The sequence below is a fragment of the Hypericibacter adhaerens genome (assembly GCF_008728835.1).
Classification (GTDB): domain Bacteria; phylum Pseudomonadota; class Alphaproteobacteria; order Dongiales; family Dongiaceae; genus Hypericibacter; species Hypericibacter adhaerens.
Genome location: NZ_CP042582.1, coordinates 3,152,355 through 3,179,235 on the forward strand (window position 1 = coordinate 3,152,355; position 26,881 = coordinate 3,179,235).

The 26,881-nt window shown below is 66.6% G+C and carries 27 protein-coding genes; 3 read left to right on the forward strand and 24 right to left on the reverse strand.

Translation table 11 applies throughout. The features are described 5' to 3' along the window. Position 1 precedes the first annotated feature (1 nt). The 13 genes from FRZ61_RS13825 to FRZ61_RS13890 form a co-directional block, all read right to left on the reverse strand. A complete protein-coding gene (locus FRZ61_RS13825) occupies positions 2-1,189 on the reverse strand; it encodes a golvesin C-terminal-like domain-containing protein (RefSeq protein WP_151118285.1) in 1,188 nt (395 codons plus the stop codon). A 39-nt stretch (positions 1,190-1,228) separates the two neighbouring features. After that, a complete protein-coding gene (locus tag FRZ61_RS13830; RefSeq protein WP_151118286.1) occupies positions 1,229-1,606 on the reverse strand; it encodes a DUF6869 domain-containing protein in 378 nt (125 codons plus the stop codon). 38 nt (positions 1,607-1,644) lie between these two features. After that, positions 1,645-3,348, reverse strand: coding sequence for a golvesin C-terminal-like domain-containing protein (locus FRZ61_RS13835; RefSeq protein WP_456077638.1), 1,704 nt, complete (start codon positions 3,346-3,348; stop codon positions 1,645-1,647). Then, a complete protein-coding gene (locus FRZ61_RS13840) occupies positions 3,338-3,661 on the reverse strand; it encodes a hypothetical protein (RefSeq protein WP_151118288.1) in 324 nt (107 codons plus the stop codon). Before FRZ61_RS13840 ends, FRZ61_RS13835 begins: the two co-directional genes overlap by 11 nt. Before the next feature lie 241 nt (positions 3,662-3,902). Beyond that, positions 3,903-4,571: an RHS repeat-associated core domain-containing protein gene (locus FRZ61_RS13850; RefSeq protein ID WP_225308799.1), complete on the reverse strand. Its 669-nt coding sequence runs from the start codon at positions 4,569-4,571 to the stop codon at positions 3,903-3,905. 133 nt (positions 4,572-4,704) lie between these two features. Continuing rightward, positions 4,705-5,577: an SMP-30/gluconolactonase/LRE family protein gene (locus FRZ61_RS13855; protein ID WP_151118290.1), complete on the reverse strand. Its 873-nt coding sequence runs from the start codon at positions 5,575-5,577 to the stop codon at positions 4,705-4,707. Further along, a complete protein-coding gene (locus FRZ61_RS13860; RefSeq protein ID WP_151118291.1) occupies positions 5,574-6,374 on the reverse strand; it encodes an ABC transporter permease in 801 nt (266 codons plus the stop codon). The genes FRZ61_RS13855 and FRZ61_RS13860 overlap by 4 nt, the downstream gene beginning before the upstream one ends. Next, the gene (locus FRZ61_RS13865) at positions 6,371-7,255 is read right to left on the reverse strand and encodes an ABC transporter permease (protein WP_151118292.1); all 885 of its coding nucleotides are present in this window, start codon (positions 7,253-7,255) and stop codon (positions 6,371-6,373) included. The genes FRZ61_RS13860 and FRZ61_RS13865 overlap by 4 nt, the downstream gene beginning before the upstream one ends. Continuing rightward, positions 7,252-8,352, reverse strand: coding sequence for an ABC transporter ATP-binding protein (locus tag FRZ61_RS13870; protein WP_151118293.1), 1,101 nt, complete (start codon positions 8,350-8,352; stop codon positions 7,252-7,254). The genes FRZ61_RS13865 and FRZ61_RS13870 overlap by 4 nt, the downstream gene beginning before the upstream one ends. A gap of 61 nt (positions 8,353-8,413) precedes the next feature. Further along, positions 8,414-9,442 (reverse strand): ABC transporter substrate-binding protein, encoded by a 1,029-nt coding sequence (locus tag FRZ61_RS13875; RefSeq protein WP_225308800.1) that lies wholly within the window; start codon positions 9,440-9,442, stop codon positions 8,414-8,416. 41 nt (positions 9,443-9,483) lie between these two features. Continuing rightward, positions 9,484-10,482 (reverse strand): AraD1 family protein, encoded by a 999-nt coding sequence (araD1, locus tag FRZ61_RS13880; RefSeq protein ID WP_151118294.1) that lies wholly within the window; start codon positions 10,480-10,482, stop codon positions 9,484-9,486. A gap of 38 nt (positions 10,483-10,520) precedes the next feature. Then, positions 10,521-11,300, reverse strand: coding sequence for an SDR family NAD(P)-dependent oxidoreductase (locus FRZ61_RS13885; protein WP_151118295.1), 780 nt, complete (start codon positions 11,298-11,300; stop codon positions 10,521-10,523). Between the two features lie 11 nt (positions 11,301-11,311). Beyond that, positions 11,312-13,042 (reverse strand): IlvD/Edd family dehydratase, encoded by a 1,731-nt coding sequence (locus FRZ61_RS13890; protein ID WP_151118296.1) that lies wholly within the window; start codon positions 13,040-13,042, stop codon positions 11,312-11,314. 181 nt (positions 13,043-13,223) lie between these two features. Between FRZ61_RS13890 and FRZ61_RS13895 the strand changes: the two genes are divergently transcribed. Next, positions 13,224-14,027, forward strand: a complete 804-nt coding sequence (locus FRZ61_RS13895; protein ID WP_151118297.1) for an IclR family transcriptional regulator — start codon at positions 13,224-13,226, stop codon at positions 14,025-14,027. 167 nt (positions 14,028-14,194) lie between these two features. On the opposite strand, the gene rnk is transcribed toward FRZ61_RS13895, so the two are convergent. The 10 genes from rnk to FRZ61_RS13945 form a co-directional block, all read right to left on the reverse strand. After that, positions 14,195-14,605: a nucleoside diphosphate kinase regulator gene (gene rnk / locus FRZ61_RS13900; RefSeq protein ID WP_151118298.1), complete on the reverse strand. Its 411-nt coding sequence runs from the start codon at positions 14,603-14,605 to the stop codon at positions 14,195-14,197. A 337-nt stretch (positions 14,606-14,942) separates the two neighbouring features. Continuing rightward, positions 14,943-15,794, reverse strand: coding sequence for a dienelactone hydrolase family protein (locus FRZ61_RS13905; RefSeq protein ID WP_151118299.1), 852 nt, complete (start codon positions 15,792-15,794; stop codon positions 14,943-14,945). A 111-nt stretch (positions 15,795-15,905) separates the two neighbouring features. After that, positions 15,906-16,538 carry an urease accessory protein UreG gene (ureG, locus tag FRZ61_RS13910; RefSeq protein ID WP_151118300.1) on the reverse strand — a complete coding sequence of 211 codons (633 nt, stop codon included), beginning with the start codon at positions 16,536-16,538 and terminating at the stop codon, positions 15,906-15,908. Then, a complete protein-coding gene (locus tag FRZ61_RS13915) occupies positions 16,535-17,215 on the reverse strand; it encodes an urease accessory protein UreF (protein WP_151118301.1) in 681 nt (226 codons plus the stop codon). The genes ureG and FRZ61_RS13915 overlap by 4 nt, the downstream gene beginning before the upstream one ends. Beyond that, a complete protein-coding gene (locus tag FRZ61_RS13920) occupies positions 17,208-17,729 on the reverse strand; it encodes an urease accessory protein UreE (protein WP_151118302.1) in 522 nt (173 codons plus the stop codon). The genes FRZ61_RS13915 and FRZ61_RS13920 overlap by 8 nt, the downstream gene beginning before the upstream one ends. An 8-nt stretch (positions 17,730-17,737) precedes the next feature. Then, positions 17,738-19,450 (reverse strand): urease subunit alpha, encoded by a 1,713-nt coding sequence (gene ureC / locus FRZ61_RS13925; RefSeq protein WP_151118303.1) that lies wholly within the window; start codon positions 19,448-19,450, stop codon positions 17,738-17,740. A 7-nt stretch (positions 19,451-19,457) separates the two neighbouring features. Further along, positions 19,458-19,766, reverse strand: a complete 309-nt coding sequence (locus FRZ61_RS13930; protein ID WP_151118304.1) for an urease subunit beta — start codon at positions 19,764-19,766, stop codon at positions 19,458-19,460. Positions 19,767-19,774: 8 nt separating this feature from the next. Next, complete coding sequence (locus tag FRZ61_RS13935) at positions 19,775-20,077, reverse strand: urease subunit gamma (RefSeq protein ID WP_151118305.1); 303 nt, start codon at positions 20,075-20,077, stop codon at positions 19,775-19,777. A 14-nt stretch (positions 20,078-20,091) separates the two neighbouring features. After that, positions 20,092-20,946, reverse strand: coding sequence for an urease accessory protein UreD (locus tag FRZ61_RS13940; RefSeq protein WP_151118306.1), 855 nt, complete (start codon positions 20,944-20,946; stop codon positions 20,092-20,094). A 276-nt stretch (positions 20,947-21,222) separates the two neighbouring features. Then, positions 21,223-22,341: an ABC transporter substrate-binding protein gene (locus FRZ61_RS13945; protein ID WP_151118307.1), complete on the reverse strand. Its 1,119-nt coding sequence runs from the start codon at positions 22,339-22,341 to the stop codon at positions 21,223-21,225. 135 nt (positions 22,342-22,476) lie between these two features. Here FRZ61_RS13945 and FRZ61_RS13950 point away from each other — a divergent pair, with 135 nt between their 5' ends. Together FRZ61_RS13950 and FRZ61_RS13955 are read left to right on the forward strand one after the other, a co-directional pair. Beyond that, complete coding sequence (locus tag FRZ61_RS13950; RefSeq protein ID WP_151118308.1) at positions 22,477-23,175, forward strand: TetR/AcrR family transcriptional regulator; 699 nt, start codon at positions 22,477-22,479, stop codon at positions 23,173-23,175. 47 nt (positions 23,176-23,222) lie between these two features. Further along, positions 23,223-25,019, forward strand: a complete 1,797-nt coding sequence (locus tag FRZ61_RS13955; protein WP_151118309.1) for a gamma-glutamyltransferase family protein — start codon at positions 23,223-23,225, stop codon at positions 25,017-25,019. A 22-nt stretch (positions 25,020-25,041) separates the two neighbouring features. On the opposite strand, the gene FRZ61_RS13960 is transcribed toward FRZ61_RS13955, so the two are convergent. Continuing rightward, positions 25,042-26,847: a gamma-glutamyltransferase family protein gene (locus FRZ61_RS13960; protein ID WP_225308801.1), complete on the reverse strand. Its 1,806-nt coding sequence runs from the start codon at positions 26,845-26,847 to the stop codon at positions 25,042-25,044. Positions 26,848-26,881: the final 34 nt, after the last annotated feature.

The window sequence follows — 26,881 nt, forward strand, 5'->3', positions numbered from 1 at the left end:
TCTAGTTTGCAAATGGCTGTATGGGAATCCAATTCGGCTGCGGGGGTGGAGGCACAGTACCTATAGGGCGCCAGAAGCACTGACAGTTGTTAGGATTCTGGTTTGCCTTATAGAGATTCAGATGGGACCCAGCAATGCCATGCTGAATTACACTGGACGGAAGTTTATCGAAGCGATAGGCAATCGCGCCGACCGAAACGACCGTCCCGTCTTTAAGGCGACATGGCGGGCACGACTTGTCATTCGATGAACATGCCTTCTCGATCTTCTTGAAGAGCTGCAAGACAGACTGAACAAAGGCATCGTTCGCTGGGGTTCCAGGGATGAAGACGTCGAATGGCCCAGGATAGTACGGATAGTCCGCGCTCCCTGTGCCGTATCCGTCCGGATCCAGGCCCAACTCATCGGTAAATCTGATGGGATTGGACTTAGCATATGCATACTGATTAACCCCGCCTGCGAGGCCGATGGGATCGGCCTGGATGTAGCGGCCGAGCGTGGGATCGTAGTCGCGGAAATAGTTATACGAGAACCCGGTGTCGGGATCGGCCTGCTGGCCGGGGAAGCGCAGGGCCGTGTCGATGCCGCCGCTGTTGGTCAGCGACACCGGCCGCCCGAAGGGATCCTGCACCCGGTCCCAGACCACCGCCTGCGCCGCGTCCGTGATCTTCTGCGGCAGCCCGATCTGGTCCGAGTGCAGATAGACCAGATCGGCCGGCGCCGGGCCCGTCCCCACCAGCTTGATCGCGTCCGCCACCACGTTGCCGTCGGCAGCGGCCGTCAGCGTGACCTGGTGACCGGCCCCGGGCGCGAAGCTCCAGGTCCCGAGCAGGTTCCACTGCCCGCCGTTCTGCTTCTGGCTGACCGTGACCAGGCTGGTCCCGCCGTCATGCACCACCGTGTACTGGGCGGCGCCCGAGTTCGCCGAGGACGCCGTCCAGCGGGCATAGAGCTGATACTCGCCGGCGCTCGAGATGGTGGGCGTCCAGGTGAAGCTGTCGACCGGCGCGCCGTCCTGCACGTAGTAGATCGCGTCCGCCACCACCTTCCCGCTCGCCGACGTGTCCGCGAGGTCGACCTTGTAACCGGTGCCCGTGGCGTTGAAGGGATAGGTGCCCAGCAGCACCCACTGCCCGCCGCTGACCCGCTGGTTCACCGTGACGGTCGAGCTGCCGCCCTCGTAGCTCACGGTGTATTTGGCGTCGGTCGCGTTCGCCGCCGAGGCCGGTCATTCAGCGTTGGAGTTTCTTATGGCTTGCAGTCGGAGCCAAACATCGTCGGGTATGTCATTCTTCCATACTAGTCGCGCGAGCTTCTGAAAAATTGGGTCGTCCGCCACTGCTTCGATATGTCCGATAAACTGCCTGCCATGAGCAACCAGCAGATCCTCCAGGGGGCCCGCAGCAAGATTCTCGATAATCCAATCGCTCTTGTCTTGTTTCAAAATCTCCAAAATTGTACTCCACGCCTCATCTGGATTGTTGTGCAGAAGCTCCCATATTGCCTCATGCGCCCAGAAATTTTCTCTATGGGATTTGGATTCTCGCGGCGCATTCTGCAAGTGAATCCATGCGCGCGCCAGATCTTCGCGCTTTGTTGATTTCATTCTGCTAGATCTTTAAGTTAACTCGGCCTGCTGATCTCTCACTTGGGAACCGGTGATGGTGCAGGCCGCGTCGCCCAATTCCATGCATCTGGATTATATAGCGAACAACCCGCTGAATCGGCATCATTTAACATGTTTCTCAGCTGCGTTTGCTTGTTCTCAAATTGCTGTTTGTGCCCCTGAACAGAATTTGGGCCCGAAGCTGGTAACTCTCGCTTATCGGCCAGTATTTCATAGTAACGTCTCTTGAGCTCGTTTACTAACTTGTTGATTGCCTCGTACCGTTTTTGACATTCATCAGGACACGAGTTCTCGGGCTGCGTTAGCTTCTGCATGATGCAGCCCTGTGGATCGAGGCCACAAGCAAGCTCTTCCCAGTCGATTAACCCTCTCGGGTCTATTCGGGTAATCGGATTCCCGCCGACATAGACGTACCGATTGATCCCGCCTGCGAGCCCGATGGGATCGGCCTGGATGTAGCGTCCGAGCGTCGGATCGTAGTCGCGGAAATAGTTATACGAGAACCCGGTGTCGGGATCGGCCTGCTGGCCGGGGAAGCGCAGGACCGTGTCGATGCCGCCGCTGTTGGTCAGCGATACCTGCCGTCCGAAGGGATCCTGCAGCCGGTCCCAGACCACGGTCTGTGTCGCGTCCGTGATCTTCTGCGGCAGCCCGATCTGGTCGGAGTGCAGATAGACCAGATCGGCCGGTGCCGGGCCCGTTCCCACCAGCTTGATCGCGTCCGCCACCACATTGCCGTCGGAGGACGCCGTCAGCGTCACCTGGTGGCCGGCCCCGGGCGTGAAGTCCCAGGTCCCGAGCAGATTCCACTGCCCGCCGTTCTGCTTCTGGCTGACCGTGACCAGGCTGGTCCCGCCGTCATGCACCACCGTGTATTGGGCGGCCCCCGAGTTCGCCGAGGAGGCCGTCCAGCGGGCATAGAGCTGATACTCGCCGGCGCTCGAGATGGTGGGCGTCCAGGTGAAGCTGTCGACCGGCGCGCCGTCCTGGACGTAGTAGATCGCGTCCGCCACCACCTTGCCGGTCAGCGACGTGTCCGCCAGATCGACCTTATAGCCGGTGCCCGTGGCGTTGAAGGGATAGGTGCCCAGCAGCACCCACTGCCCGCCGCTGACCCGCTGGTTGACCGTGACGGTCGTGCTGCCGCCCTCGTAGGTCACGGTGTATTTGGCGTCGGTGGCGTTCGCCGCCGAGGCCGGCCATTTGGCGTAGACGCGGTAGCTCGCGGTCTGGGCCGGAGTCAGCGTCCAGGTCGCCGTCTTGGAGGCAGCGACAGGGACGATCCTGAGCGCGTCGGCGATCAGATAGCCGTTGGCGGTATCGGCCAGCTCGACCCGGTGATTCTGCCCGGGTGCCATCGTGAAGGTGCCGAGCAGCCGCCAGGAGGAGCCCGTCGCCTGCTGGTTCATCAGGACCGTGGTCGAACCGCCCTCATGATAGACCGTATAGGGCGCATTGGTGGCGCGATCGGGATAGCCCGTCCATCGCGTGTAGACCTGATACTGATCGCGCTGTGGGATGGTCGGCGTCCAAGTCGCCGGCGGCGGCGCGTTCACGCTCGTGATCTGTACCGCGTCGGCGATGACGTAGCCATTTCCCTCATCGGTGAGCGTCACATGGCTCTGGCCGGGCGTCATGGGGAACGTGCCGAGATAGTTCCACTGCCCGCCACTGGCCTGCTGGTTGACGATGACCGTCGAGGCGCCCTCGTCATGCGTGATCCGGTAATGGGCGTTGGTTGCTTGGTTCGGGTACTCGCGCCACCAGGCATAGACCTTGCTCGCCGGCCGTGGCGATGGCGGGAATCCAGGTGAAGCCGTCGACCGGTGCGTCGTCCTGGGCGCAATAGATCGTGCCCGCCGCCACCTTGCCGGCCAACGTCGTGTCCGCCAGGTTCACTTCAAGAATCCAGGTCGCCGTCTTGGCGGCCGCCAGAGGGGCGATCCTGAACGCGTCAGCGATCAGATAGCCGTTGGCGGTATCGGCCAGCTCGACCCGGTGGTTCTGCCCCGGCACCATCGTGAAGGTGCCCAATGACACCCATCCAGCGAGTTGCGGCTCTACAGCCCAAGCAATCGTCTTGCAGAAGGGGAGTCGATAAGTAGATTTTCACCGAGCACCTTCGCCAACTCCTGCACTTCTGACGTCCATCCTTGCGAGATCGGGAGCAACGTCTTAGTGAACAAGGTCCTCCTTCCTTGTGCATCGATCCTGTAAATGATCAGCTCTCGGGATGCCTGATTAACTGTTACGAGGTGATCATAACTTTGCATTGCTAATTGTTCCATGTTGCCAGTGGTGGGATAGGCTTGCCAGTTATACAAGCCGCGAGCCTCTCCGAAGCTGATTTACGACAAATGGCTCCCGCTTGTGCCCCACGTCGACGAGCGATTCCGTTACACGTGTTCATATCTATCTTGTAAAGCGCATCGCAATCCAACGGCTCGTCAGTATCTTGATCTGAGGCCTCCTTGAATAACTGATCCAGAGAAGGCTGGCTAACATGGCAGGCGTCGCCGTACTCCCAGGGTTTAGGCTGCGGAGGATTGATTAAGTTATAGAGCCAGTTCGCGAAATTCTGACGGGCCGCCTGATCAAAAGGCGTATTTCCAGGCGCCCAGCTTGTGTACGAGCCCCAATCGGGTCTGCTGCTGGAGGAATTCGGATCCAACCCCTCAAAGTCAAGGCGACCAACTGGATTCCCGCCTACATACACATACCGGTTGATCCCGCCCGCGAGCCCGATGGGATCGGCCTGCACGTATCGTCCGAGCGTGGGGTCGTAGTCGCGGAAGTAGTTGTAGGCGAACCCTGTGTCGGGATCGGCCTGCTGGCCGGGGAAGCGCAGGCTCGTGTCGATACTTGCGCTGTTGGTCAGCGATACCTGCCGCCCGAAGGGGTCCTGCACCCGGTCCCAGACCACGGCTTGCGTCGCGTCCGCCACCACGTTGCCGTCGGCGGATGCCGTCAGCGTGACCTAGTGGCCGGTCGCGGGCGCGAAGTCCCAGGTCCCCAGCAGGTTCCACTGCCCGCCCTTCTGCTTCTGGCTGGCCGCACGAGGCCTGGACCGGGCCTGATCAGAAGATCGGCTCGAGCAGCCCGCACTGCCCCGGTCGTACCGCGAAGAGCCCGCCGGCCAGAGGCGCTCGCGCCGCATCGGCGGACGACATATCGTCTTTGGCGCTGGTGATGTAGAGCGTGCGCAGATCCTCGTCGCCGAAGGCGCAGCTCGTGACGTTGGGCGCCGGCAGGTCGATCCGCGCCGAGACCTGCCCCTCGGGCGTATAGCGGGTGACGCCCCAGCCGCCCCAGTGGCAGACCCAGAGCCCGCCCTCCTCGTCCACCGTCATGCCGTCGGGCTGGCCCTGCTCCGGCGCGAACTGCAGGAAGAGGCGCCGGTTGGAAAGCCGGCCCGTCTTCGGGTCGAGATCGTAGCGGAGCACCTGGAGGCCGACCGTGTCGGCGAAATAGAGAACGGTCCCGTCGGGCGAGAGCGCCGGGCCGTTCGAGCAGGGAAAGCCTTGGTCGGCCACCGTCACGGCGCCGTCGCGATCGATCCGATAGAACTTGCCGATCGGCTCGCGCTCCTCGATATGCGAGCTGCCGAGCCAGATATGGCCGAAGCGATCGGTCTTGCCGTCATTGAAGGCCGTATCGGCCGGCCGGTCGTTCGGGTCGAACCAGAAGCGCAAGGCGCGGCCGGCGAAATCCACCGCATAGAGCCCGCGCCGCCCGGCCAGCAGCAGGTCGTCGGCCCGCCGCAGCAGGCAGCCCAGCGGGATCTCGAGCGCGAGCTCCCAGCGCTCGTCCGTTCCGGTCGCGGGATCGAAACGGTGGATCGCCGGCGCCTTGAGGTCGAGCCAGTAAAGCCGCTGCTCCTCGGCCAGCCAGAGCGCGGATTCGCCGAGCCGCGCGGCCGCCGGCAGCACGCAATGAGCCGTCAGCCTCATGATTCCTCCGCCAGCAGCTCGCGCGGCGTCAGGTAGCGGGCCGCCACCAGGCAGAGCGCGGTGGTGAAGGCCAGGATCAGCGTCACCAGCGCGTTGATGTCCGGCGTGAAGCCCAGCCGCATCATGGCCCAGAGCCGGATCGGCAAGGTGTTCTGCGTGCCCGTCACCAGGATCGTGATCATGGTCTCGTCGAAGGAAAGCGCGAAGGCAAGCACGGCCGCCCCGGCCATGGCGCCGGTGAGGTTGGGCAGCAGCACCAGCCGGAAGGTCTGCCAGCCGCTGGCCCCCAGGTCATAGGACGCCTCCACCAGGCTCCGGCTCAGCGCCTGCAGCCTCACCAGCACGATGCGGTAGACCAGCGCCAGCACGAACACCGTGTGGCCGATGATGACAGTGACCAGCGAGCGGGGGAAGTCGATCTCGCGGAAGAAGATCAGCAGCGACAGCCCGATGATGATGGGCGGCAGGAGGAAGGGCAGGAAGACCAGGAACTGCAGGAACTGCCGGCCGGCATCGCTGCCGCCATTCACATAGAGCGCCAGGCCGGTGCCGATCGCGAGCGACAGCACCACCGCCGAGACACCGACCATCGCCGTGTTCCGCAGCGCGTCGAGGATGCCGTCGTTCTGGGTCAGCGCGCCATAGGCCTGGAGCGTCGGCTGGTCCCACAGCATCGCCCCCTGCTTCACCACGAAGAAGGAGGAGACGATCGGCAGCAGCAGCGGCCCGTAGAGCAGCAGGAACACGAAACCCGTGAGGACCGCGAGGGCCGCCATGGCGCCGCGCGAGGCCGTCATGCCGACCTCCCCCGCGTCGAGGCGCGGGCGCCGAACCGCGCGCCGATCACGATCGCGACCATCACCGCCACGGCCAGGATGGCCGAGAGCGCGGCGCCGAAGGGCCAATTGAAGGCGGCACCGAACTGGCTGAAGATGATGCGCCCGAAGGTGAAACCGCTCTGGCCGCCCACCATCTGCGGCGTCAGGAAGTCGCCCAGCGCCAGCACGAAGACGAAGGTGGCCGCGGCGATCACGCCCGGCAGGCTCAGGGGCAGGATCACCAGCCGGAAGGTCTGCCAGCCGCTGCCGCCCAGATCGTAGGACGCCTCCAGCAGGCGCCGCGGGATCCGCTCCAGTGTCAGGAAGATCGGCAGGATGGCGAAGGGCAGCAGCAGCACCGTCAGCGTCAGCAATACGGCGTTGAGGTTGTAGACGAACAGCATCGAAGGCTCGTCGATCAGGCCGAGCCACATCAGCGCGCGGTTCAGGAACCCCGTGCCGCCGAGGATGCTGCGGATGGCATAGATCTTGATGATGTAGCTCATCAGGAGGGGCACCAGCAGCAGCAGGAGCAGCACATAGCGCTTGCGGCCCTTGAGCGCCGCCAGGAGATAGGCGACCGGATAGCCCAGGAGGATCGTCAGCCCCGCCACCTCGAGGCAGAGGCGGCAGGTCTTGAGGAAAACCGGCAGATAGATCTCGTCGGCGAAGAAGCGGCGGTAATTGAGCAGCGTCGGCTCCTGCACGAGCTGGACGCCCTGGACGCTGAAGAAGCTGTAGACGAAGAAGGCGGCGAGCGGCACCAGGACGAAGATCACCGGCAACAGATAGGCCGCGGTGGCCAGCGTCAGATCGCGCCAGCGGCCGGGGCCGGCGATCGGAGCGGCCGCGTCGGTCATGCCAGGACCAGCCGGCAATCAGCCGCGCGCCAATGGGCGGAGAGCCTCTGTCCCGGCTGGATCGAGACGCCCTCGGCCCGGCTCGGCCAGCGCAGGCGCAAGGGCACCCGCCCGCCCTCGCCCACCGCCAGGCTGATCGAGGTGCTGGCCCCGCCGAAGGAGACCTGGGTGACGGCGCCCTCGACCCGGTTGCTGTCGGGCGCGGGCGTTCCGGCCGACACGCATTCCGGCCGGAAGGCCGCGAAGGCGCGCCGGCCCAGGGGTGCCGTCGCCAGCTCGACCTGCCCGTCGACGGCGCAACGCAGGCGGCCGATCGCGGTCGCGATCCAGCGCCATTCGCCCTGGCTTTCCTCCAGACGACCCTCGATCAGGTTGTTCTCGCCGAAGAAGCGGGCCACGAACTCCGAGGCCGGGCGGTAATAGACATCGTGCGCCGTGCCGAGCTGCAGGATGCGCCCGCCATTCATGACGCAGATCCGGTCGGCCATGGCGATGGCCTCTTCCTGATCGTGGGTGACGAAGAGGAAGGTGGTGCGGATCTGGCGCTGGATCTCCTTGAGGAATTCCTGCATCTGCCGGCGCAGGGCCACGTCGAGGGCCGCCAGCGGCTCGTCCAGCAGGATCAGCCGCGGCTGGCAGATGATGGCGCGCGCCAGCGCCACGCGCTGGCGCTGCCCACCGGAAAGTTGCGAAGGATATCGGTCGGCGAACTCCATGAGCTGGACCAGCGTCAGGGCCTCCTTGACCCGCCGGCCGATCTCCGCCTTCGGCTCGCCGCGCACCCGGAGGCCATAGCCGACATTGCCGGCCACGGTCATGTGCGGGAACAGCGCGTAATCCTGGAATACCGTGTTGAAGGGCCGCCGGTTGATCGGCAGCGCCACGATGTCCTTGCCCTCGAGCAGGATGCGGCCGCCCGAGGGCGGGATGAAGCCGCCGATCATGCGCAGGATCGTCGTCTTGCCCGAGCCCGACGGGCCCAGGATGGTGATGAACTCGCCGTCGCGCACGGCGAGATCGACCTCCTCCAGGACCTTCGCCGCCCCGTAGGTCTTCGATACACCCTGGAGCTCGAGCAGGATGCCGGAGGTTGTCATCGAGGGGCCAAGGCGGTGTCGCGCGCGCCCCGACGCCAACGGGGCGCGCGCGAGTTCCGCATCAGGGAGCGGCTTTGATCTCGTTCCACAGGTCCGAGCGCTTCAGCGGATCCTCGACCAGCTGCAGCCAGACCAGCTTGTCCTTCTCGCCCGCGCTCGGCGCCGGCACGACGGTGTTGCCGAAGCCGGTGCGCTCGCTGAGCTGCTGGCCGATCTTCTTCTGCAGGACGAAATTGACCCACTGCTCGGCGAGATCCTTGTCCTGGACGCCGCTGGTCATGGCCCAGGTGTCGAGCCAGGCGAGCGCGCCTTCGGACGCGTTGATATAGGCCACGTGGGCGCCCGCATCCTGCATGGCCTTCATCTGCTGCTGGCCGTAATTGGCCCAGATCAGCGCCACGTCGTTGTTCTGGTAGATCTGCAGCGCCTCGTCGGCGGTGGTGTAGAAGCTCAGCACGTTATGCTTGAGCGCGATCAGCTTCTGCTTCACCTGGTCCATCTGCTCGGGCGTCAGGTGGAACGGGTCCTGGATGCCGAGCGTGAGGGCCGTGAAGGAGAAATTGTGCTCGCCATTGTCGTAGGCCAGCACCTTGCCCTTGTATTTCGGGTCCCACAGCACCTCCATCGAGGTGGGCGCCGGCTTCACCTTGTCGGTGTCGTAGATGAGGCCGATCGAATCGAAGCAGAGCGGGATCGCATAGACCTTGCCGTCGCGCATCACGCCGCCGACCTGGGTCAGGTCGCGGAAGCGCGGCAGGGCTTCCTTCAGGTTCGGGATCTTGTCGAGATCGTAGGCCGTGGTCAGGCCGGCATCGATATAGCGCTGGAGCTGGGCGGTGTTGACCGCGAACAGGTCGAAGTCCTTGCCCTCGCTGCCCTTGATCTTGGCCCAGATCTCGTCGTCCGTGCCGATGAAGACGACGCTGACATCGGCCCCGGTCTTCTGCTCGAATTCCTTGACCCAGTCGTCGTCGGCATAGCCCTGCCAGGCCAGGATGCGGAGCTCCTTGGCCTGGGCCGCCTGCGCCATCGCCGCCGTCGCGGCCACGAGCGCAACCAGCCCGATCCGCTTCAGCCATTTCGTCACCATGATCGATCCTCCCTAGACGCGGTGATTGTTTATCGTTTGCCTCAGAGTGCCGCGACGCTCACCAGCCCCTCGTCGGGCACCAACTCCATCCTGTTGCGAAGCGCCTTGCCGAAGGCCGGCGCCTCGATCTCGAACTCGTCGCCGGGCTTCGTCTTGAAGCCGGCCGAGTAGCTCATCACGGCGGCCCCGAAGAAATAGGCATGAAGGTCGCCGGGCCGGCGGAACATCGAATAGCGGAAATGGAAATGCTCGAGATTGGCGACCGAATGCGACATGTTCGCCTCGCCGGAGAGGAAATCCTCCTGCCAGACGATCTTGCCGTCGCGCCAGATCCGGCTCTTGCCGCGCACATCCTGGGGCAGCTCGCCCACCAGCAGCTCGGGGCCCAGCGAGCAGGCCCTGAGCTTGGAATGCTGGGTATAGAGATAATTCTGCGCCTCGGTCACATGGTCGGAGAACTCGTTGCCGAGCGCGAAGCCGATGCGCCAGGGGCGGCCCTGGGGATCGAGGATATAGAGGCCGACGATCTCGGGCTCCTCGGCCCCGGCAAGGGCGAAGCCCGGCAGCGGCAAAGGCTCGCCCGGCCCCAGCACGCAGCTGCCGACACCCTTGAAGAACCATTCCGGCTGCACCCCGATCTGGCCCGGCGCCGGCTTCCCGCCTTCGAGGCCCATCTCGAAGATCTTCATCGAATCCGAGACGGGCGCATTGCCGCCATGGGTCGCGGTATGCATCTTGTTGCGGGCATCGGCGCTGCCGATATGGGTGAGCCCGGTGCCGGTGATGAGGAAGCGTGCGGGTTCCGGATGGTCGAGCGGCGCCAGCACGCGGCCCTCGGCCAACGCCCGCGCATAATCGACCGAGGCCTCCTCGGCCAGGCTCCTCACCTGGTCGGCGATCTTGCTGCCGGCGGCGATGGCGCGCTGCGCCAGCTCGTAGACGCTGGAGACGCCGGCCAGGGGCCGCGCGCCGTTGCCGTCGGCCGTCACCCAGCCGACCCGGCGCCGCCCGGTCTCGTCGCGGAATTGGATCAAACGCATCGGCGACCTCTCTTATCGATCAAAGGCGACATCGACAATCACACCCACCCGCCATCGACGATGAAGTTCTGCGAGCTGCACATGCGGCTGTCGTCGGCCGCGAGGAACAGCACCATGCGCGCGATGTCGGGCGGATAGAGACGGTCGGGCAGGCACTGGCGGTCGGCGATCTGCTTCTCGCCCGCCTCGTCCAGCCAGAGCTTGACCTGGCGCTCGGTCATGACCCAGCCAGGCAGCACGCAGTTGACGCGGATGCGCTCGGGCCCGAGCTCTCGGGCGAGCGCCCGGGTCAGGCCCGAGATCGAGGCCTTCGCCGTCACGTAGGCGGGACAGTCGCCGTCGCCGACCAGCCAGGTGATCGAGCCGAAATTCACGATCGAGCCGCCGCCGGCATCGCGCATATAGGGCCGCACGGCCTGGGCGGCGAAGAACTGGTGGCGCAGATTGACCGCCATCCGGTCGTCCCAATACTCGACCGTCACATCCTCGGTGCGGTGGCGGTCGTCATTGCCGGCATTGTTGACCAGCACCCGGATCGGGCCGTCGCGCTTCGCCGCCTCGTCGACCGCGGCGCGCAGCTGGTCGATCTGCTTCAGGTCGCAGCGGATGAAGCGCGGGACGGCATGCCCCTTGTCCTTGATCCGCTCGACCAGCGCTTCGGCGGCGTTGGCCGCGATATCGACGAAGGTCACGCGCGCGCCTTGGGCGCAGAAATGCTCGACCAGGCCCTCGCCGATCCCGCTGGCGCCGCCCGTGACGAAGGTGACGCGGTCCTTGAGGCTCGGATAGACGGCGCCGTTCTCGATATCGCCCTGCATGGCGTGGCGCTTCAGTGCGAGTGGCGCGGCACTTCGGCACCGCGCTTGCCGACCAGGAAATCGAGATCACAGCCGCGATCCGCCTGCAGCACATGCTCGATATAAAGACGCTGATAACCGCCCGCCATCGCCGGCTCGGGCGGCTTCCAGCTCTTGCGCCGCTCGGCCAGCACGGCATCCGACACCTCGAGATGCAGCCGGCGGCCGGGCACGTCGAGCTCGATCATGTCGCCATCACGCACCAGCGCCAGCGGCCCGCCGACCGCGGCCTCCGGTGCGGTATGCAGCACGACCGTGCCATAGGCGGTGCCGCTCATGCGCGCATCCGAGATGCGCACCATGTCGGTGATGCCCTTCTTCAGCACCTTGGTCGGCAGGCTCATATTGCCGACCTCGGCCATGCCCGGATAGCCGCGCGGCCCGCAATTCTTGAGGACCATCACGCAATTCTCGTCGATATCGAGCGCCGGATCGTCCACCCGCGCGTGGTAATGCTCGATATTCTCGAACACGACGGCGCGACCGCGGTGGCGCATCAGATGCTCGCTCGCAGCCGATGGCTTGAGCACCGCGCCCGAGGGACAGAGATTGCCGCGCAGCACCGCGATGCCGCCATGGGCCGTCAGCGGGTTGTCGAAGCCGCGGATCACCTCGGGATTGTAGTTGGGCACGTCGCGCACGATCTCGCCGACGGTCTGGCCGGTGACGGTCATGGCGCCCAGATGCAGCAGGCCCTTCTCCGCCAGCGCGCGCATCACCACCTTGAGCCCGCCCGCATAGCAGAAATCCTCCATCAGGAACCGGCCCGAGGGCATCAGATCGACGATGGTCGGCACGTCGCGCCCCAGCCGGTCCCAGTCGTCGAGCGAGAGCTCGACGCCGAGACGCCCGGCGATCGCGATCAGATGGATGACGGCGTTGGTCGAGCCCCCGATGGCGCCGTTGACGCGGATCGCGTTCTCGAAGGCGGCGCGGGTCAGGATCTTCGACATCTTCACGTCCTGGCGCACCAGATCGACGATCCGGCGGCCCGCCATCTGGGCCAGCACGCGCCTTCGCGCATCCACGGCCGGCAGCGCGGCGTTGTCGGTCATGCCGATGCCGAGCGCCTCGACCATGCTGGCCATGGTCGAGGCCGTGCCCATGGTCATGCAGTGACCGGGCGAGCGGCTCTGCCCCTGCTCGGCCGCGAGGAAATCCGCCGTGGAGACGCGGCCGGCCTTCACCTCCTCGAACACCTGCCAGACATGCGTGCCGGAGCCGATCTTCTGGCCGCGATAATCGCCGTTCAGCATCGGCCCGCCCGACACGGTGATCGCGGGAATGTCGCAGCTCGCCGCCCCCATCAGCAGCGAGGGCGTGGTCTTGTCGCAGCCCACCAGCAGCACCACCCCGTCGATCGGGTTGGCGCGGATCGATTCCTCGACATCCATGCTGGCGAGGTTGCGGAACAGCATCGCGGTCGGGCGCAGGTTGGATTCGCCCAGCGACATGACCGGGAACTCGAGCGGGAAGCCGCCCGCCTCGTAGACGCCGCGCTTCACGCGCTCCGCGATGTCGCGCAGATGCGCGTTGCAGGGGGTAAGCTCCGACCAGGTATTGCAGATGCCGATCACGGGGCGGCCGTCGAACTGGTCGGCCGGCAGGCCCTGGTTCTTCATCCAGCTGCGATGCATGAAGGCGTTCTTGCCATCGCCGCCGAACCATTCGGTGGACCTGAGCTTCTTCGGCTTGTCCGCCATGGCGCCTCCTCCTTCGTCCCGGCAATCCGCGGGACGCAATGGTTCGGTATTGCCGAACGTTGTTTGGTATTGCTAAGACAGTAAGGGCCCCGTTCGAGCGAAGTCAACAGAGCTGCGGCGGCGCCCGGCCCTGCCAGCTTGGCACGGGTCTCGAGTTTCGAGGATCGGACAAGCGAGTGACATGACGGACGAACGTTATCGGGTGCAAAGCCTGGGCCGCGCCCTGGATCTGCTGGAACTGGTGGCGCGCCAGGGACGCGAGGGCGCGCGGCTGAGCGATCTGGCGCGCGAGCTCACGCTGTCGAAGGCCGCGACCTACGCCATTCTGCAGACGCTCCTGGCCCATGGCTTCGTCGCCGATGTCGGAGAGGGGCAAAGCCGGCGCTATCGTCTCGGCCTGACGCTGGCACGGCTGGGGGAGCTTTCGGTCGCCAACTTCTCCCTCGCCGATCTCGCCCTGCCGATCCTGCGCGAGATGACCGAGGAGACGGGGATGACCTCGCGCGTCGCCGTGCTCGACGGCGACTATGCGGTGGTGGTGGGCCGCGTCGACGGGCCGGGCACGGTGCGCTTCGGCGATGCGCTCGGCCGGCGCGAATGGCCGCATTGCTCGGCCGTCGGCAAGGCGATGCTGGCGGCCATGCCGCGGCGCGATGCCGAGGCCATCCTCAAGCAGACGGGACTGCCGCGCCGCACGCCCCACACCATCACCAGCCTCGCCGCCATGCTGCGCGAGCTGTCGCTGGTGACGGAGCGCGGCTATGCCGTGGATGACGAGGAGGATGTCGAGGGCGTGATCTGCGTCGGCGCCTGCGTCCATGACCGCGCCGGCGCCGTGGCCGGCGCGCTCAGCATCACCGGCCTCAAGCCGCGCCAGGGCAACGACCGGATCGACGAACTGGGCAAGATCGTCCGGCGCCATGCCGAGCGCCTCTCCGCCTCGCTGGGTGCCGCCCCCAACCGCACGCTGCGCGCGGCGGGGTAGAGCGACTCAGCCGTGGAGAAGCGGGCGGCTAAGAGTCCCTTCCCCCGGAACGGGGGAAGGTTAGGAAGGGGGCTGCTCGGTTTCTGATAGCGAGCAGCCCCCTCCTTAGTCCTCCCCCGCATTGCGGGGGAGGAGACAATATGTTCATCGACCTCGAAGCCACCAGCTCACCCACGCGGCCAGACCCTGGTCACGGTGATCCGGCGCGTACGCGCATCGGCGCCGCGGTACGCAATCGACTGACCCTCGGAGAGCCCGATCAAGGCCGCGCCCACCGGCGTGAGGATCGAGACGCCGTCGGGATGGCGGGATTTCTCCGCAGGGAAGACGAGCGTCACAATGCGCACGGCCCCGCTGCCCTCGTCGCGGAAGCGCACGCGCGAGCCCATGCCGACGACGGAGACCGGCAGGCCGCCATCCTCGACGATCTCGGCGCGGATCAGCTCGCCCACGAGATAATCCAGCACCTCCCCGTTCTGATGTTTCGCGGCCGAGCCGACCAGAAGATCGAGCTGCTCATAGTCGCGCTTCTCGATCCGGATGCGCGGCAACGGCTTCGGCGATTCGATAGGTCCCATCGCAACCTCCTTGAATGGGAATGGAAGACCGCGCAGCCCATGATCCTCATGCGCACGGTCGAACCTGCCGCTGACGCGGCAAAAGACATCTGTTGTCGAAAGAAAGAGGCCCCTGCCGGTGAGCGGCCGGGCCGACGGGACTACCCGATCGCCCGACCCCGCGCAGGGGCGGCTTCATCTGCGCGAGCGCTACCGTTGCGCCCGAGGCGCCGGCCGTTGGTCGCGGTTTTCAGAGCCGCGAAAAGGGAAATCCGCTCACGCATGAGACGTCATATATGGGTTTCGGCGCGCCGATGCAAGCCGAACCCGCGATGCCGCCCCACGGCCTCGCGAACGATCAGACCAGGTTGCTCTTGAAGAAATCGATCGTGCGCTGCCAGGCGAGCTTCGCCGCGTCGGCGTTGTAGCGCTCGGCCGAGGTGTCGTTATGGAAGGCGTGGTTGACGCCCTCGTACATGTGCAGCTCGTATTTCACGCCGGCGGCCTCGAGCGCCTTGCGGAAATCCGGCACCCCGGCATCGATGCGCTGGTCGAGGCCGGCATAGTGCAGCAGCAACGGCGCGCGGATGTTCGGCACCTGGTCGAGCGGCGGCGTCGGGCCGTAGAACACGACCGCCGCGTCGAGCGTCGGCTCTGCCTCGGCGACCAGGCCCACCATGCCGCCGCCCCAGCAGAATCCCACGATGCCGACCTTGCCGTTGCTGTCGGGGCGGGAGCGCAGCCAGCTGATCGTGGCGCGCGCCTCCTCGACGGCCTGGGCGGGATTGAGCTGGCCGATCATGTCCCGGGCCTTGTCCGGGTCCGAGGGCGTGCCGCCGAGCGCCGTCAGGAGGTCCGGCGCCAGGGTCGAGAATCCCTCGACCGCGGCCCGGCGCGCGACATCCTGCACATAGGCATTGAGACCGCGATTCTCATGGATCACGACGACGCCGGGCAGCGAGTTGCCGCCGCCCGCGGGCTTGGCCCAATAGGCCTTGGGGCCGCCCTCGATCTCCGCATTGTCGATGACGAGGCGGGGATCGTCTTCCGGGATCATCGCCGCGGCGGCCGGGTCGGGCTGCAGCAGCTTGACCGCGGCGAATGCCGCGGCGGCGCTGCCCGTCAGCGCGGCCAGGCGCTCCATGAAGGCCCGCCGGCCCATGCGGCCATGGGTGAAGGCATCATAGAGGTCGATGATGTCCTGACGCATTGGTCCCTCCGCCGGTTCCGAACGATCGCCCGAGAATCACACGAGCCCCCCGTCGCCGGTCAACCCGGTACGAAGGCCGGCGCAGTTACAAGTTTGTGATCGGCGGAGGGCCTATTCGGCCGCTTGACTCGTCAATCCGCCCGCCCGGGCCACGAACTCGCCGATGGCCTCGACCCCCCGCCCGGCCCTGATGTTGGTGAAGATGAAGGGCCGGTCGCCGCGCATGCGCTTCGCATCGCGATCCATGACCTCGAGGCTGGCCCCCACCATCGGCGCCAGATCGATCTTGTTGATGACCAGGAGATCCGAGCGGGTGATGCCGGGGCCCCCTTTTCGCGGAATCTTGTCGCCGGCCGCTACATCGATGACATAGATCGTGATGTCCGCCAGCTCGGGGCTGAAGGTGGCCGCAAGATTGTCGCCGCCGGATTCGATCAGGATGAGATCGAGCGTGGGAAAGCGCGTCTGCATCGCCGCGACCGCGGCCAGGTTGATCGAGGCGTCCTCGCGGATCGCCGTGTGCGGGCAGCCGCCGGTCTCCACCCCCATGATGCGCTCGGGCGCCAGCGCGCCGGAGCGGTTGAGGAACTCGGCATCCTCCTTGGTGTAGATATCGTTGGTGATGGCGGCGATGTCGTAGCGGTCGCGCATCGTCTTGCAGAGCGCGTCCATGAGCGCGGTCTTGCCGCTGCCCACCGGGCCGCCGATTCCGACCCGCAAGGGTCCATGGGTGGAGAGGGTCATGTGCGAAACAGCCTCGTTTCCTGGATTTCGTGATTCATTGATGCGAGATCGGCACGAAGAGCGCAGCCGCCGATCGTCTCCAGCGGCGCCGTCAGCGCCTCCTCCGCCACGGCGCCGATGACGGGCTCCAGCGCCGCCATCAGCCGCAAGCCCGCCGTCTGGCCGAGCGGGATCAGGCGGACGGCGGCCGACACCAGATTGGCGGCGAAAGATTGGAGATAAGCCTGCAGGGCCGGCGCCAGGGCCACGCCATGGGCGCTCGCCGCCACCGCCACGGCGACCGGATAGGCGATCTCGCCCTCGTCGACGGCCTTGAGCCAGTCGAGCGCCGGCGCCGGCCAGGCCGCGCGCGTGGCGCGCAGGAAGGCCTCGCCCTGGGAAAGGCTCTCGAGCGCGCGTTCGCGCGAGGGCTGGAAAGCGCGCGCGAGCCCGGTGATCTCGGCCAGGCCCGGCTCGTCTCCCGCCGCGACGGCGCGAAAGGCATGAGCGAACAGGATCGCATCGCTCCGGCCCGCACCGAACCGCAGCAGGTCGCCGATCCAATCGAGCACGGGCTCGGGCGCCCGCAGATCGTGCGCCTCGATCGCCCATTCGAGCCCGTGGCTGTAGCTGAAGGCACCCACCGGATAGGAGGGCGACAGCCAGGCCAGCAACCGGTAGAGCGCCCGGTCAGTCATGGAACTCGCCGGTCTTCAACGAACCGCCGCGGATCAGCGGCACCGAGGGTTCGTCTTCCTCGAATGCATGATGATGACCGTGGCCGCCCCCATAGGCGCCGCCTTCGGGATCGAACGGCGCCAGGACCGGCGTCACCTCGGCGCCCAGGGATTTCAGCATTTCGGCGATCACGTGATCCGTCCGGATGCGCAGCCGGTCGCCCAGGAGCTGGGTCGGCAGATGGCGGTTGCCGAGATGCCAGGCGATCCGCACCAGATCGGCCGGCCGCCGGCAGCGGACCTCGAGCAGCGGCTCGGGCGCCGCCTCGACGGCAACGATGCCCCCGCCTTCGAGCAGCAGCCCGTCGCCGTCGCGCAAGGGCGTGGCGCGCGCAAGGTCGAGCAGGAAGCGCGTGCCCTTCTGCCCGGCCATCGCGATCCGGCGGCGATGCCGGCCCTGATAGTCGAGCGTGACGCTGTCGATCGCGGGGCCCTGCCAATGGCCGGAAGGACGGACGTCAATGGCGCGGATCATGCGGCACCTCAATAAAGGAAGTAGCGCTGGGCCATGGGCAGCTCGGTCGCGGGCTGGCAGGTCAGCAGGACGCCGTCGGCGCGGACCTCGTAGGTTTCGGGATCGACCTCGATGACGGGCGTGGCGTTGTTGTGGATCATGCTGGCCTTGGAGATCCCGGCGCGGGTGTTCTCGACGGCGAGCAGCGTCTTGGACAGCCCCAGCCGACGGCCGATCTCCGCCTCGAGCGCCGCCTGCGAGACGAAGGTCACGGCGCTCGCCGCCGTGGCGCGCCCGAAGCCGGCGAACATGGGGCGGTAGTGGACGGGCTGCGGCGTCGGAATCGAGGCGTTGGGATCGCCCATCGGCGCCACGGCGATGATGCCGCATTTCAGCACCAGGTCGGGCTTCACCCCGAAGAAGGCCGGATTCCACAGCACGAGATCCGCAAGCTTGCCGGGCTCGACCGAGCCGACATGGGCGGCGAGGCCCTGCGCGATGGCGGGGTTGATCGTGTATTTGGCGATGTAGCGCTTGATGCGCCGGTTGTCGTTGTCGCCCTTCTCTTCGGGCAGGCGCCCGCGCTGCTTCTTCATCTTGTCCGCGGTCTGCCAGGTGCGGATCAGGACCTCGCCCACCCGGCCCATGGCCTGGCTGTCGGAGGAGATGATCGAGAAGGCGCCCAGATCGTGAAGGATATCCTCGGCGGCGATGGTCTCGCGCCGGATGCGCGATTCCGCGAAAGCCACATCCTCGGGGATCGACGGGTCGAGATGGTGGCAGACCATGAGCATGTCGAGATGCTCTTCGATCGTGTTGACCGTGAAGGGCCGCGTGGGATTGGTCGAGGAAGGCAGCACATGGGCGAGACCGGCCACCTTGATGATGTCCGGCGCATGGCCGCCGCCGGCGCCTTCGGTGTGATAGGCGTGGATGGTGCGGCCCTTGAAGGCGGCGATCGTGTTCTCGACGAAGCCGGATTCGTTGAGCGTGTCGGTGTGGATCATCACCTGCACGTCGAACTGGTCGGCGACACCGAGGCAGCAATCGATCGCCGCCGGCGTGGTGCCCCAGTCCTCATGCAGCTTGAGCGCGCAGGCGCCGGCCCGGATCTGCTCGATCAGCCCGCCCGGCAGGCTGGCATTGCCCTTGCCGGCGAAGCCCAGATTCATCGGAAAGCCCTCGGCCGCCTGCAGCATCCGCGCCAGGTGCCAGGGGCCGGGTGTGCAGGTGGTGGCGTTGGTGCCGGTGGCCGGCCCGGTTCCGCCGCCGAGCATGGTGGTGACGCCCGAGGCCAAGGCCTCCTCGATCTGCTGCGGGCAAATCAGATGGATATGGGCGTCGATGCCGCCGGCCGTCAGGATCTTGCCCTCGCCGGCGATCACCTCGGTGCCGGGCCCGATCACGATATCGACGCCAGACTGGATGTCCGGGTTGCCGGCCTTGCCGATCGCGGCGATGCGCCCGTCCTTCAGGCCCACATCCGCCTTGACGATGCCCCAATGGTCGAGGATCAGCGCGTTGGTGATGACGGTATCGACGGCGCCTTCGGCGCGCGAGCGCTGCGACTGGCCCATGCCGTCGCGGATGACCTTGCCGCCGCCGAACTTCACCTCCTCGCCATAGATGGTGCGGTCCGCCTCGACCTCGAGGATGAGGTCGGTGTCGGCGAGGCGGACCCGGTCGCCGGTGGTCGGGCCGAACATGTCGGCATAGGCACGGCGGGCGATCTTCACGGGCATGGCATCCTCACTCCACCGGGCCCATGACGCGGCCCTGGAAGCCGAAGACGCGCCGGGCTCCTCCGATCGGGACCAGGCGAACCTCGCGCTCCTGCCCCGGCTCGAACCGCACGGCCGTGCCGGCGGCGATATCGAGGCGCAGCCCCCGCGCCCTCTCGCGGTCGAAATCGAGCGCGGGATTGGTCTCGTAGAAATGATAATGGCTGCCGACCTGGACCGGCCGGTCGCCGCGATTGGCCACGCGCAAGGTGACGGCAGCGGCACCGGCATTGAGCTCGATATCGCCGTCGGGCGTGAAGATCTCGCCTGGGATCATGTTCGGCCTCAGCGGATCGGTTGATGAACGGTGACGAGCTTCACCCCGTCGGGGAAGGTCGCCTCGACCTGCACGTCATGGATCATCTCGGCCACTCCCTCCATCACCTCATGCCGGCCGACCACATGGGCGCCGGCCTCCATCAGATCCGCGACCGCGCGGCCGTCCCGGGCCCCTTCGGCCACGAAATCGCTGATGAGCGCGATCGCTTCCGGATAGTTCAGCTTCACGCCGCGTTCCAGGCGCCGTCGGGCGACCATCGCGGCCATGGCGATCAGCAGCTTGTCTTTCTCACGAGGGGTCAGGTTCATCGGCTCTCCAGAGGTCAGCAGTACCAGGGACGCGGCAGCGGGCGGGCGCCATGCAGGAGCGAGAGAACGGGCATCAGGCTCTGCCGCAGCTCGAAACCGTCGACGGCGAGGAACCGCGCGACCAGCATGCCGTTCCAGGCGCTGGCGCCGCTTTCGGCCGGAAGATCCGCGAACAGGCGGCGAACCTCGTCGAGCCGCCCTTCCGCTTCCTCTGCCACCAGCACCAGCGTGGCCATGGCGGTGGCGCCGCCGAAGACTGCGGCGCGCGCGGTCGAGGCCGCGACATCGCCATCGAGCCGCAGCCCGTCGGCAAAGATCAGCCGGCCTCCGCGGCGGATGCGCCAGCTGTCCTGAAGCTGCGCCTGCCGCACGGTCTCGCCCGAAGCGCGCCGTCCGAGGACGATCGCCTCGACGCCCAGGAAGCGGGCGCCGGGCGCCAGGTCGACGACGAGACGACGCTCGAGGTGGCTGCGATCGAACAGGATCGTCTCCTGGGGCAGCCAGTCGAGCCGGGCGCCGGCCTGAAGCTCGATCCGGTTCTCGATGGTGGCGGCACCACCCGCGCTGCGATAGGCGCGCTCGGCCGCCTGGCTGGTCACGATCGCGGCGGTCGCCGGCTGGAGCCGGACGTCGCTGCTGAAGCGATCGCCGCCGGTCACGCCCCCGGCCATGTTGAGGAGAATGGCGAGCGGCGGCTCACCGGCGGGCTGGCGCGGCAGCCGCACGCGGGCCGCGCCCTGCTGGTAGAAGCGGTCGAGGGCCGTGCCGGCGCCCCGCCGCTTGAACTCCAGGCGGATGGCGCCACGGGCGCGCGGCAGACGCTCGAGGGGCGCGCTGGAACTCTGTGACAGCAGGACGGCGTCGAACATCGGCCCCCAGCGTGACTGGCTGGACGTTGGAACAGGTCGAGTTCGCCGTGGTCTGGAACAGCGAGAGGATCCGGCGAGGCACCTTCCCGAAAGACGCCTTTGGCCGCCCGATCCGAGGGTTAGCCTAGAACGCGGCCGGTTGATGAGGCAAGGGTGCGATCGGCGGCGGGAAAACCGCCGCCGATCGCAGGAATCGCCGGGAGGCAAACCCTGGAGCCGTGCCTTCGGCCCGGATTCGGCCCAGGGTTGCCGGAATCCGGAACGCAGCCGCCGGTCTCAGCCGCCGGCTTTCACCATGTTGAAGACGTCGTTGTATTTCTGCTCGCGATCGATATTGACCGCCCGCAGAAAGACCGTCCGCTTCATCATCGTCGTCGGATCGTCCAAGCCCAGGCTGTCGAGGACATCCTCGCTTACCATCTCGAACGACTTCTTGTTCACATGGCCCGTGCCGAACTCGTCGAGCATGTAGGCACCCGTCTCCGGCGAGGTGAAGGCATTGAGGAAGTCGTAGGCGAGGTCCTCATGCTCGACATCCTTCGGCAGGACCAGCCCGCAGACCCAGGTGCGCATGCCCTCCTTCGGGTCCATATAGGCGACCGGCAGGCCCTGCTTCTTCAGGCGGCGCACCGAATCGTTCCAGGCATAGGCGGCAACCAGCTCGCCCGATGACAGGCCCTGCTCCACGGTCGAGTTGTCGGACCAGTAGAATTTCACCTGATCGCGCTGCCGGCGCAGCAGCGGCAGCGCCGCGTCGATCTCGGCGTCGGTCATGTCGAAGATGTCCTTGGCGCCGAGGATGGCGCCGGCGATCTCCACCGCGGGCGGGCCGGAATCGTACATCGCGCATTTGCCCTTGTAGCGATCGTCGTCATAGAGGATGCGCCAGGACGGCTCCTTCACTTCGACCTTGTCGGTGCGATAGATGATCGACGAGTTGCCCCAGTCGAACGGCACGAAGAAACGCTGCTTGCCGTCTTCGCTGACCGTTCCGGGGAGATTCTTCAGCTCGGGCCAGAACTGGTCGAAATGCTCGAGGCGGGATTCGTCGATCGGCTTGACGACGCCGGTTCCGACCCAACGGGTCATGTCGTCGGCGCAGGGATGCGCGATGTCGGTCTTGTAGCCGGCCCGCAGCTTGTTGAGCGCTTCGCTCGTATCGCCGAAGAAGCTGAAGTTCGGCGGGCCGCCGTGCTTCTTCACGTAGTCGGGAAAGAGCTTCGGGTCGTCATAGCCCGACCAGGTATAGACCGACAGCGGATCCGCAGCCCTGCCGGCGCGCGGCAGCAGCGGGATGGTCGCGACGCCGATTCCGACCGACATCAGCGTCCGCAGGGCGGTACGGCGGCTGAAGCCGGGCCGCTTCTTCAAATCGGCAAAGATATTCCCTCGCATGGCATCCTCCCTTTCTTTATTTTAGTAAAACTTCTTATTTGACTAAAAAATTTATGAAGTCGTATTTTTCGAGTCAAGCGCGAAGACGCGTGAAGCCGGTATCAAACCGGTCCTCCAGACTGGCGAAAGCGAACCATGCCCGACGATGTGAAAGAGATTCCGGCGCTGCGGGACCGCAAGAAGGCGCGGCAGCGAATCCAGCTCCTGGAGGCGGCGGCCGAGCTGTTCCGCGCCAAGGGCTACGACAAGACCCGGATGGAGGACATCGCCGGGCTCGCCGATGTCTCGACGCCCACGGTCTACAACTACTTCACCACCAAGCATGGCGTGCTGAAGGAGCTCCTGGCGCAGGACCGCCGCGACATGCAGGAGCCGGTGGAGACGATCTTGCGCCGCCCGCCGGAGAACCCGGCCGAGGCGCTGGCCCAGCTCATCCACGCCAACGTGGTCGCCTTGCGCCGGACCGAGGACAAGCTGCTGTGGCGGGAAATGCTCGCCGCCATCGTGCGCGCCCATGACGAGGAGCAGGAGGAGTACGACCGCAGTCGCAAGGTCTTCAAGCGGCAGATCCAGAAGCTGCTGCAGCACTATGTCGATGCCGGCCAGCTCGCGCGGACCCTGCCGATCACCGAAGCGACCGAGCTCGTCTATGCCATCAACACCTTCGATCTGCGCTACATGCTGGCGGCCGACCGCCGGACGCCGGAGATGATCCGCGACATGGCGCGCCGGCAGATGGCGCTGCTCCTCGCCGGATGGATGGCGGACGGCAAGCCCGCGCCCGCTCTCCCCGTCATCCGCGGCCGGTCGCGCAAGCGCAAGCCGCGCGGCTGATACCGGTTCCAACGCGAGCCCTGCCCTACCACCCTGGAGAAGATCCGATGTTCAAGACGCGGCCGGAGATCAACGGCACGTTCGGCGTCGTCACCTCGACCCACTGGCTGGCGACCGCCGCCGGCATGTCGATCCTGGAGAAAGGGGGCAATGCCTTCGACGCGGCGGTCGCGACCGGGACCTCGCTCCATGTGGTCGAGCCGCACCAGAACGGCCCGGGCGGCGAGATGCCGCTCGTGCTCTATGCCGCCGATCGCAAGGAGATCAAGGTCATCTGCGGCCAGGGCAGCGCACCCAAAGCCGCCACGGCCGATGCCTTCCGGAGGCTCGGGCTCGACGTCATCCCGGGCAATGGGCTGCTGCCGGCGGTCGTGCCCGGCTCGTTCGGCGCCTGGATGGTGCTGCTGGCCGAGTATGGCAGCCTGTCTCTGCGCGAGGTCCTCACCCCTGCCCTCACTTACGCCCGCGACGGGTTCTATCTCCTGCCCAACACCGCCACGATCATCGGCAATGTCGCGACCCTGTTCCGCACCGACTGGGTGGCCTCGGCCGAGGTCTGGCTGCCCAGCGGCGAGGTACCGAAGGCAAGGAGCCGTTTCCGCCGCCCGCATCTTGCCGCCACCTTCGAGCGCATCCTGCGCGAGGCGGAGGCCGCCAGCGGCAACCGCAAGGGCCAGATCGAGGCGGCGCGAAAGGCCTTCTATGAAGGCTTCGTCGCCGAGGCGGTCGACCGTTTCTTCCGCAACAGCGAGCTGCTCGACACCACGGGCAAACGCCATCGCGGGTTGCTGACAGGCGAGGATCTCGCCAACTGGCGCGCCACGATCGAGGCGCCGGCCACCTACGAATACGGCGACTATACGGTCTGCAAGGCCGGCCCCTGGACGCAAGGCCCCGCCTTCCTGCAGCAACTGGCGCTCCTCAAGGGATTCGACCTGAAGGCGATGGGGCCCAACAGCGCCGAGTTCGTCCACACCGTCACCGAATGCGCCAAGCTCGCCTTCGCCGACCGTGACGCCTATTACGGCGACCCCAACTTCACCAAGGTCCCCCTCGAGACCCTGCTCAGCGACGGCTACAACCGCGAGCGGCGCAAGCTGATCAAAGACACGGCCTCCCTGGAGTTGCGCCCTGGCAAGATCCCGGGGGTGGATTCCCATCTCATCATCAGGCCCAAGGGCTCGACCGCGATCGCGACGCCGGAATCGCTCGACTTCAACTATCCAAAACCCAAGACGCTGGACGATCCGGAGCCGCCCGCGACCGGCGACACCACGCATTTCGACATCATCGACCGGCATGGCAACATGATCTCGGGCACCCCCAGCGGATCGTCGCTCCATATGGCGCCGGTGGTGGCGGGGCTGGGATTCGGCATGCCGGCGCGCGCGCAGATGTTCTGGCTCGAGCCGGACCTGCCAGGCACCGTGATGCCGGGGAAGCGGCCGCGCACGACGCTGACCCCGACGATCGCGCTGCGCGACGGCGTGCCCTACATGGCGTTCGGCACGCCGGGCGGCGACTGCCAGGACCAGTGGTCCCTGCAGATGTTCCTGCGCCATGTCCATTTCGACATGGACCTGCAGGAGGCGATCGACGCGCCCGCCTTCCACACCTATCACCTCGTCGATTCCTTCTTTCCGCGCGAGTATGACGCGGGGCACCTGGCGATCGAGGACAATATCGGCGCGGAGGCGCTGCGCGAGCTCAAGCGGCGGGGTCATCGGCTCGAGATCTACGATCCCTACCTGCTGGGCTATGTCACCGCGGCCGCGACCCGCGACGGGCTGCTGAAGGCCGCGGCCAGCCCGCGCGAGGCGCAATGCTATGCGGCGGGACGCTGAGGATGCCGGCCCGGCTGCGACGTCAGCGCCCGATCGCGTAGCACTGCATGCGCCGCGGGCTCGCGGCCGCCCGCAGCATGCCATCGGCGCGCGTCGCCATGGTCATCGAGTTGTAGTGGCCCCAGCGCGGATAGATCTGGAGCCGATGGCCGCGCCGGTCGAGCTCGGCCAGCGTCGCCTTGGGGAACTCGGATTCGACCGCGAGATGACCGGGATCCCATTCGCGCGGATAGAACGAGCTCGGCATATGTTCGGTATAGAAGCCCGGCGCGTCGATCGCCTCCTGCAGGTTGAGCCCGTGATGGACATGGCGCAGGAAGGCATGGAGCGACCATTGATCCTGCTGGTCGCCGCCGGGCGTGCCGAAGGCCATGTAGGGCTCGCCGTCGCGCAGCGCCAGGCCCGGCGTGAGCGTCGTGCGCGGCCGCTTGCCCGGCGCCAGCCCGTTGGGGTGGCTCTCGTCGAGCCAGAACATCTGGCCGCGGGCCGACACGCAGAAGCCGAGCCCCTGCACCACGGGCGATCCCGTCATCCAGCCGCCGCTGGGCGTCGCCGAGATCATGTTGCCCCAGCGGTCGATGATATCGAGATGGCAGGTATCGCCACGCGTCCGGGCCAGGAACTCGGCCCAGGTCAGCACGCCGCTGCCGTCCTCCTCGGCACCGACGGTCGTTTCCGCATGGGCCGAGCGCGTCGAACCACGGGCGCGCAGGAAGATCCGGCCGCCCTTGCCCTCGATATGGCCGGGACGCATCTCGAGCGAGGCCTGCGCACCGATCAGCTTGCGGCGCTCGGCGTTGTAGCCTTCAGACAGGAGGCGATCGAGCGGCACGTCGACGAAGGCCGGGTCGCCATAGAAAGCTTCGCGATCGGCCAGCGCCAGCTTGGTGCATTCCTGGACCAGATGGACGAAGTCCGGCCCGCAATGATCCATGCCGGCGATGTCGAAACCCTTGAGCAGGGCCAGCTGCTGCAGCAACACCGGGCTCTGCGCCCAGGGACCCGGCTTGCAGACCGTGTAGCGATCGTAGTCGAGCGTGACCGGCGCCTCGATCGGAGGCGACCATTGCGCCATGTCCTGGCCGGTCAGAAACCCGGCATGGGCCTCGCCGCTGGTATCCATCACCTTCTGCCGGAAGAAGCGGTCGACGGCCTCGGCGACGAAGCCCTGATACCAGGCATGACGCGCGGCCTCGATCTGCCGGACGCGGTCGCCGCCGGCGGCCTCGGCCTCGCGCAGGATGCGCTCGTAGCTTTCGGCCTGCGCCGGCACGCGCAGCAGCGAACCCGAGGCCGGCGCCTCGCCGTTCGGCAGGAAAACCGCGGCCGTGCTCGGCCAGTATTCCTTGATGAAGCTCCCCGTCTGGCGCAGCAACGCCGCCACCTCCGGCTTCACCAGGAAGCCGTCGCGCGCGACCGTGATGGCGGGCGTCATGATCTCGCGCAGCGGCAGCTGCCCATGCTCGCGCAGCAGCACCATCCAGGCGCCGAAGGAGCCCGGCACCACCGCCGGCAGATGGCCCGTTCCCGGCAGCACGTCGAGACCGAGTGCCTTCATGCGCGCCACGGTCGCGGCGGCGGGCGCCACGCCCTGGCCGCAGATCACCTCGAGCTTCCGGTGCCGGGCACTCCAGAGGATGATCGGCACATCGCCACCGGGACCGTTCTGATCGGGCTCGACGATGTGATGCACGAAACCCGCTGCCGCTGCCGCGTCGAAAGCATTGCCGCCCTTCTCCAGGATCGACATCGCCGCGTTCGTCGCCAGCCAATGCGTGGTCGCGACGACGCCGAAGGTTCCGACGATCTCCGGGCGGGACGTGATCACGGCTGTCTCCTTGATGACATTCGATGCGCCGATT

Bases quoted from the DNA above. Each gene is read 5' to 3' on its own strand.
- ureG (WP_151118300.1), bottom strand. From the start codon at position 16,538: ATGACCCTCTCCACCCATGGACCCTTGCGGGTCGGAATCGGCGGCCCG.
- FRZ61_RS13865 (WP_151118292.1), bottom strand. From the start codon at position 7,255: ATGACCGACGCGGCCGCTCCGATCGCCGGCCCCGGCCGCTGGCGCGAT.
- FRZ61_RS13855 (WP_151118290.1), bottom strand. From the start codon at position 5,577: ATGAGGCTGACGGCTCATTGCGTGCTGCCGGCGGCCGCGCGGCTCGGC.
- FRZ61_RS13935 (WP_151118305.1), bottom strand. From the start codon at position 20,077: ATGAACCTGACCCCTCGTGAGAAAGACAAGCTGCTGATCGCCATGGCC.
- araD1 (WP_151118294.1), bottom strand. From the start codon at position 10,482: ATGCGTTTGATCCAATTCCGCGACGAGACCGGGCGGCGCCGGGTCGGC.
- FRZ61_RS13870 (WP_151118293.1), bottom strand. From the start codon at position 8,352: ATGACAACCTCCGGCATCCTGCTCGAGCTCCAGGGTGTATCGAAGACC.
- FRZ61_RS13860 (WP_151118291.1), bottom strand. From the start codon at position 6,374: ATGACGGCCTCGCGCGGCGCCATGGCGGCCCTCGCGGTCCTCACGGGT.
- FRZ61_RS13915 (WP_151118301.1), bottom strand. From the start codon at position 17,215: ATGACTGACCGGGCGCTCTACCGGTTGCTGGCCTGGCTGTCGCCCTCC.
- FRZ61_RS13895 (WP_151118297.1), top strand. From the start codon at position 13,224: ATGACGGACGAACGTTATCGGGTGCAAAGCCTGGGCCGCGCCCTGGAT.
- FRZ61_RS13945 (WP_151118307.1), bottom strand. From the start codon at position 22,341: ATGCGAGGGAATATCTTTGCCGATTTGAAGAAGCGGCCCGGCTTCAGC.
- FRZ61_RS13875 (WP_225308800.1), bottom strand. From the start codon at position 9,442: ATGGTGACGAAATGGCTGAAGCGGATCGGGCTGGTTGCGCTCGTGGCC.
- ureC (WP_151118303.1), bottom strand. From the start codon at position 19,450: ATGCCCGTGAAGATCGCCCGCCGTGCCTATGCCGACATGTTCGGCCCG.
- FRZ61_RS13940 (WP_151118306.1), bottom strand. From the start codon at position 20,946: ATGTTCGACGCCGTCCTGCTGTCACAGAGTTCCAGCGCGCCCCTCGAG.
- FRZ61_RS13920 (WP_151118302.1), bottom strand. From the start codon at position 17,729: ATGATCCGCGCCATTGACGTCCGTCCTTCCGGCCATTGGCAGGGCCCC.
- FRZ61_RS13905 (WP_151118299.1), bottom strand. From the start codon at position 15,794: ATGCGTCAGGACATCATCGACCTCTATGATGCCTTCACCCATGGCCGC.
- FRZ61_RS13955 (WP_151118309.1), top strand. From the start codon at position 23,223: ATGTTCAAGACGCGGCCGGAGATCAACGGCACGTTCGGCGTCGTCACC.
- FRZ61_RS13950 (WP_151118308.1), top strand. From the start codon at position 22,477: ATGCCCGACGATGTGAAAGAGATTCCGGCGCTGCGGGACCGCAAGAAG.
- FRZ61_RS13885 (WP_151118295.1), bottom strand. From the start codon at position 11,300: ATGCAGGGCGATATCGAGAACGGCGCCGTCTATCCGAGCCTCAAGGAC.
- FRZ61_RS13830 (WP_151118286.1), bottom strand. From the start codon at position 1,606: ATGAAATCAACAAAGCGCGAAGATCTGGCGCGCGCATGGATTCACTTG.
- FRZ61_RS13930 (WP_151118304.1), bottom strand. From the start codon at position 19,766: ATGATCCCAGGCGAGATCTTCACGCCCGACGGCGATATCGAGCTCAAT.
- FRZ61_RS13890 (WP_151118296.1), bottom strand. From the start codon at position 13,042: ATGGCGGACAAGCCGAAGAAGCTCAGGTCCACCGAATGGTTCGGCGGC.
- rnk (WP_151118298.1), bottom strand. From the start codon at position 14,605: ATGGGACCTATCGAATCGCCGAAGCCGTTGCCGCGCATCCGGATCGAG.